Here is a 5,844-nt window from a genome sequence, read left to right as displayed (position 1 = left end):
GTTCGGGCTTGCCGTCGCCGTTCTTGTCGGCGCCCTGCGGCAGCGTCAGATAGCTGGGCAGCGTCAGGCCGTCGCGGGCCTTGATCTCGACCGAGTGCATGGGCACCAGCGGCGCGTTCTGCAACTCGGGTCGGGCAACGTACAGCGCCGACAGCTTCTTCGCCTTTCGGTCGTACAGATAGGTGGCCGAGACCTTGGAGACGGGATCGATACCGACGATCCACTTGTCGTCGGCGCGCGTGCGGCTGCTGACGAAGACTTCGCCCTTGCCGAGCTGCTGCTGCAGCCAGTCGAAATCGGCCTTCAGGTCCTTGTCGATGAAGTGCCACTCGGTGGTCAGGTAGTCCACCGCATAGGCCTGCACTTCGCCGGTGACGGTGTTGCGCAGCGTCGCGCCGAGATCGGCGCGGGCGTCCTGGGCGATCAGCGTGCGCTGAGCCGTCGCAGTGTCCTCGGCGAACACGGCGGTGGTGTCGCGGTCGCGCGAGTCCATCCAGTACAAGGTCTTGCCATCGGCGGTGAAGCCGATGGGGCTGGTCGCGTTGTCCTCCAGGTTGGTGCTCAAGAAGGGCTTGTCGGCGACCGTGCCGTCCTTGATCTGGTGATAGTCCACGCCACCCGTGGCGTTGGGGCGCGCGCCCAGACGCACCTGCAGGTCGTCGTCGGTCTCGAAGTCGGCGAAGCCGTCGCCTTTCATGACCAGCTTCAGCTCGCCGGTCTTCAGGTTCAGCAAATGCACGTCGTGCCAGCGCGGGTCGCGGTTGTTGATGCCGACCAGCACCTCGTCCAGGCGCTTGCGCGAGCCGCCGATCATGCGCACGCGCACCTTGTCGAAAGGCGTGTAGTCGCGCTGCGCGCCGGTCTTCACGTCCACGCCGTAGAGGCGGAAGTTCTCGTCGCCGGCGTTGTCCTTGACGAACAGCAACTGCTCGCTGTTGCCCGACCAGAAATGCCCGGGGATGGGCCGGTCCTTGGAGTCGGTGACAGGCTTGGCGGCCTCCGGCTTGTCAGCCGGCGCGACCCAGACGTTCATCACGCCGTTCACCGGCGCCATCCACGACAGCCATTGGCCGTCGGGGCTCAGCTGCGCGCCGGCCTTGACCGGGTTGCCAAACAGCGCGGTACGCGGGATCAGCGGCGTGTCGCCCACGGTGATGGCGGTCTTGCGGGCGTCCTTGAGAGCGTCAGCGGCGAGCGCGCTCATCGGCAACGCGGCGGCGAGCGCCAGGGTCAACGGCAGCAGGAAAGGGGTACGGGGCATGCGGACCTCGAACGATTGGAGAGACCGGCAGCATAGGCAGTGCTGCGGCCCATGCCATCGGTCAGGGCCCATGCCTGCCTTGAGAGCTACTCCAGCAGCGCCCGCGCGAACTCCCGCGCGCTGAAGGTCTCCAGGTCCTCCAGCTTCTCGCCCACGCCGATGAAGTAGACCGGCACCGGCCGCTCGCGCGCGATGGCCGCGAGCACGCCGCCCTTGGCGGTGCCGTCGAGCTTGGTGACGATGAGGCCGGTCAGCCCCAGCGTCTCGTCAAATGCCTTGACCTGGTTCAGCGCGTTCTGGCCGGTGTTGCCGTCCACCACCAGCAGCACCTCGTGCGGCGCGCCCTCCTGGGCCTTGCCGATGACGCGCTTGATCTTCTTCAGCTCCTCCATCAGGTGCACCTGAGTCGGCAGGCGGCCTGCCGTGTCGGCGATGACGACATCGGCACCGCGCGCGCGGCCGGCGTTGACGGCGTCGAAGGACACGGCGGCCGGGTCGCCACCTTCCTGGCTGACGATCTCGACCTGGGCGCGGTCCGCCCACACGCCGAGTTGCTCGCGCGCTGCAGCGCGGAAGGTGTCGGCCGCGGCCAGCAGCACCTTCTGGTTGGCCTCGGCGAGGTGGCGGGTCAGCTTGCCGATGCTGGTCGTCTTGCCGGCGCCATTGACGCCCACGACCATCATGACGGTGGGCTTGTGGCGGCCCACTTCCAGGCCTTTCTCCAGCGGCGACAGCAGCTCGGTGAGCGAGTCGATGAGCAGGCCGCGCACGGCCTGCGGGTCGCTGGCCTTGGCGTCCTTGACGCGGCGCTTCAGGTCGTCGAGCAGGAACTGCGTGGCCTTGACGCCGGCGTCGGCCATCAGCAGGGCTTCTTCCAGTTCTTCGTAGAGCTGGTCATCGATCTTGGTGCCGGTGAAGACGCCGGAAATGCTGCTGCCGGTCTTGCGCAGGCCGGCGCGCAGGCGGTCCAGCCAGCCCTGGCGCGGCGCGGCGACGGGCTCGGGCGGCGGGGGTGTGATGGGCCGGACCGGCGTTGGCGCGACCGCGGCGTGGGCCTGTGGCGCTGGCACGGGGGCGGCGACTGGCGTGGGCGCAGGCGCAATAACCGGTGGCGGCGGCGGTGGCTGCACTGGCGCCGGACTGGCCGGCTTCGTGACCCATCCCTCGGGTAGCAGGATGGGCGCTTCGTCTTCGGCGGGGGCCGGAGTCGTCTTCTTGAAGAAACTGAACATAGGACGCCATTTTCACTGGCTTGTTGCGCCGTGCTGCGCTTGCGCTGATCGCTTCTCGCACGCGCTTGATTTTTTCCGGCAGGGAACCGGGTGAAACTGCCCGAGGCTCCCCGCACTCTCGGTCCGCTCATGCCCGCTGCTCCTGCTTTGTCGCCCCGCTCCGCCCTCCGGTTGGTCTCGCTGGCCTCGCTGTGGCTGTGCGCATCAGCCGCGCAGGCGCAGGACCTGCCCGGTCAGCAGGCGCCCACCGCCGTCAGCACGCCCACGCAGGCGACGGCGCCGGCTGTCAAGGCCGAGCGCACCTATCTGATGTCGGCCTTCATGGCCACGTCGCAGAACACGCTGAGCCTGTTCAGCTCCGCCGATGGCGTCAACTTCACGTCGCTGGGCTCGGAGGTCTACACGCCGGCCAAGGAGCTGCTGCGTGACCCGTCCATCATCCGCGCGGCGGACGGCCTCTACTACATCGCCTACACGACCAACTGGTCGGGTTCGACCTTCGGCATCGCCAAGTCGGCCGACCTGAAGACATGGGCGCATGTGGCCGACGTGCCGGTCAAACTTCCGGGCGTCAAGAATGTCTGGGCGCCCGAATGGTTCCGCGACAGCGACGGCAGCCTGAAGCTCGTCGTCAGCCTGTCCACGACCGGCACGGAGGGGCCCTTCGGCGCCTACACCGTGAAGGCGCTGGACGCGACTTTCACGAAGTTCGGCGACCCCGTGCCCATGCAGGGGCTGGAGAAGAATTACATCGACACCTTCGTCATCCAGCACGAGGGCCGCTACGTCGCCTTCACGAAGAACGAGACGACCAAGTTCATCGAGATGGCCACCGCCCCGTCGCTGGACGGCCCGTGGACGCTGCAGAAGACCGGCGACTGGGCCGGTTGGGGCGGCCCGTCGGAAGGCCAGGCGCTGGTGCCCATCAAGGGCGCTGACGGCAAGCCGGGCTGGCGCATCTACTTCGACGACTACACGACCAAGCGCTACTGGTATTCCGACAGCTTCGACGGCCTGAACACCTGGACGGCGAAGAAGGAACTGGGCGGCGTGTCGGGCACGGTGAGGCACTTCACCGTCATCTCGGAGGACACCGCGCAGCTGGAGCGCGCCACGGCGCCCAAGGCCAAGCCCAAGGCGATTGCCTGGGACCGCCACTCGCTGATCATCGACGGCAAGCGCGAGATGATCTTCGCGGGCGAATTCCACCCCTTCCGCCTGCCCTCGCCCAGCCTGTGGCGCGACGTGCTGCAGAAGATGAAGGCCTCCGGCCTGAACGCCGTGTCCCTCTACTTCAGCTGGGGCTACCACTCGGCCAAGCAAGGCCACTACGACTTCACCGGCGTGCGCAACATCGAGCGCGCCATCCAGATGGCGGAGGAAGAAGGCCTGTACGTCATCGCCCGCATGGGGCCGTATGTGAACGCCGAGCTGACGGCCGGTGGTTTCCCCGGCTGGCTGCTGCGCCAGCGCGCCGAGGCGCGCACCGACGCCGCCGACTACCAGGCCGCCACCGACGAGTGGATGACGCAGATCAACGCCATCCTGTCGCGGCACCAGATCACCAATGGCGGCGGCACCGTCATTGCCTACCAGCTGGAGAACGAGCTGTTCGCGGTGAACCCCAAGAACATCCGCCACATGCAGCACCTGGCGGACAAGGCGCGCGCCGACGGCATCACCGTGCCGCTGTTTCACAACGCCGCGTCGCGCCTGCCGGACTGGACGCCGAAGAACTCCACCGCGCCTTTCGCCAACCCCGGCCCGACCGATCTCTACGCCTTTGACGGCTACCCGGGCGGCATCTGCGGCGTGGACGCCAAGCCGGGCACGCCGGCACCGGCGCCGGACTGGGGCATCTACGGCAAGAACTTTCCGAAGGTCGGCTCGCTGGCCTCGCCCAACACGCCGGGCTTCGTCGCCGAGATCGGCGCCGGCTGGTTCGACTACTGGGGTTCTAACGGCACCTATGAGTGCACCGCGCAGCGCCAGGGCCCAGGCTACCAGCGCGTGTTCTACGGCAGCAGCCTGATCAACGCGCTGAGCATCCACTCCATCTACATGGCCTTCGGCGGCACCAGCTGGGGCTGGCAGCCGGGGCCCATCGTCTACACGAGCTACGACTACGGCTCGCCCATCAGCGAAGCCCGCGTCATGCGCGACAAGGCGCTGGTGCTCAAGCAGATGGGCGGCCTGGTGCAGGCGGCCACGCCGGTGCTGGCGCAGATGGACAAGGGCGATGTGTTGGACCCGGGCAATGCCAAGGTCCGGCTCTATCACAACGTCAACAACACGCTCGGCAGCCATGTGCTGCTGGCCCAGCACAACGCGCTGACCGGCACCGAAGCCTTCGGCTTCAAGCTGCTGACACGCGACGGCAGCTACCAGGTGCCGCAGGCCGGCAAGCTGACGCTGACGGGCCAGGACGCCAAGATGCTTCTGGCCAGCTACGCGCTGGAACGGCAGCACCTCGTCTACAGCACCAGCGAGCTGCAGGCGCAGCTGCAGCAGGGCGCGCGTGACGTGGCGCTGCTGTATGGCCGCAACGGCGACGATGGCGAGACCGTGCTGCGCTACGCAGCGAAGCCAACTGTGAAGCTGCTGCGCGGCCAGGCGCAAATCAACTGGGAAGCCAAGAGCGGCGACCTGCGCTTGAACTACGTGCACACCGGCCTGATCGAAGTGCTGATCAGCGGCGGTGGCCGCGCGCCGCTGTTGCTGCTGCTGGCTGACGAGAAGACCGGCTGGGAGTTCTGGCGCCTCAAGGTCGGCGACCAGAGCGTGCTGGTGCGTAGCCCAGGTCTCGTGCGCACAGCGGTGCTCGACGGCAAGACTTTGCGCTTGGCCGGCGACACGACCGCCCCGAGCACGCTCCGCGCCTGGGTGCCCGACGGCATCAACGCCCTCGCCTTCAACGGCCAGGTCGTTGCCGCATCGGCGCAGGACTTCAGCCTCAATGCCCGCGCCGCCCTGCCCGGCCCGGACGCCATCCAGCTGCCCGACCTGACGCAGCAAACGTGGACACGCCGCTTCGACTCGCTCGAAGCCGCGCCCGGCTTCGACGACAGCGGCTGGCGCAAGGCCGACGCGGGCGCCTCCGCCGCCAACGTCTACACCGCGCCCGACAAGGGCCAGCCGGTGCTGGCGATGAGCGACTACGGCTTCCACCACGGCGATGTCTGGTATCGCGGCCGCTTCAACACCACCGACGCGAAACCGCTGCAGCTCGAACTCTTTTTCGGCGGTGGCGGCGCCGGGATGATCCAGGTCTGGCTGGACGGGCATTTCCTCGGCCAGCAGGAGAACGACACCGGCCGGCCCTTCCCCGAGACGACCGACACCTTCAAGCAA

At 67.8% G+C, this 5,844-nt stretch carries 3 protein-coding genes; 1 reads left to right on the top strand and 2 read right to left on the bottom strand.

Annotation, left to right across the window (positions count from 1 at the left end):
- Positions 1–1,261: TolB family protein (locus ABIS05_RS21805; protein WP_407074814.1), on the bottom strand; the 1,261-nt coding region annotated here is incomplete at its 3' end.
- Positions 1,262–1,347: 86 nt separating this feature from the next.
- Entirely contained in the window at positions 1,348–2,493 is a 1,146-nt protein-coding gene (gene ftsY, locus ABIS05_RS21800; protein ID WP_348009282.1) for a signal recognition particle-docking protein FtsY, read from the bottom strand.
- Positions 2,494–2,622: 129 nt separating this feature from the next.
- Between ftsY and ABIS05_RS21795 the strand changes: the two genes are divergently transcribed.
- A partial coding sequence (locus ABIS05_RS21795) for a beta-galactosidase (protein ID WP_348063333.1) occupies positions 2,623–5,844 on the top strand: 3,222 nt, incomplete at its 3' end.

Origin of the sequence: Roseateles sp. (assembly GCF_039929605.1) — a bacterium.
Taxonomy (GTDB): domain Bacteria; phylum Pseudomonadota; class Gammaproteobacteria; order Burkholderiales; family Burkholderiaceae_C; genus Pelomonas.
The sequence above is the reverse complement of the archived record's forward strand: the minus strand, read 5'-3'. Positions and strand labels throughout refer to the sequence as shown.

Coding starts and splice junctions, on each gene's coding strand:
- ftsY (WP_348009282.1), bottom strand. CDS start 2,493: ATGTTCAGTTTCTTCAAGAAGACGACTCCGGCCCCCGCCGAAGACGAA.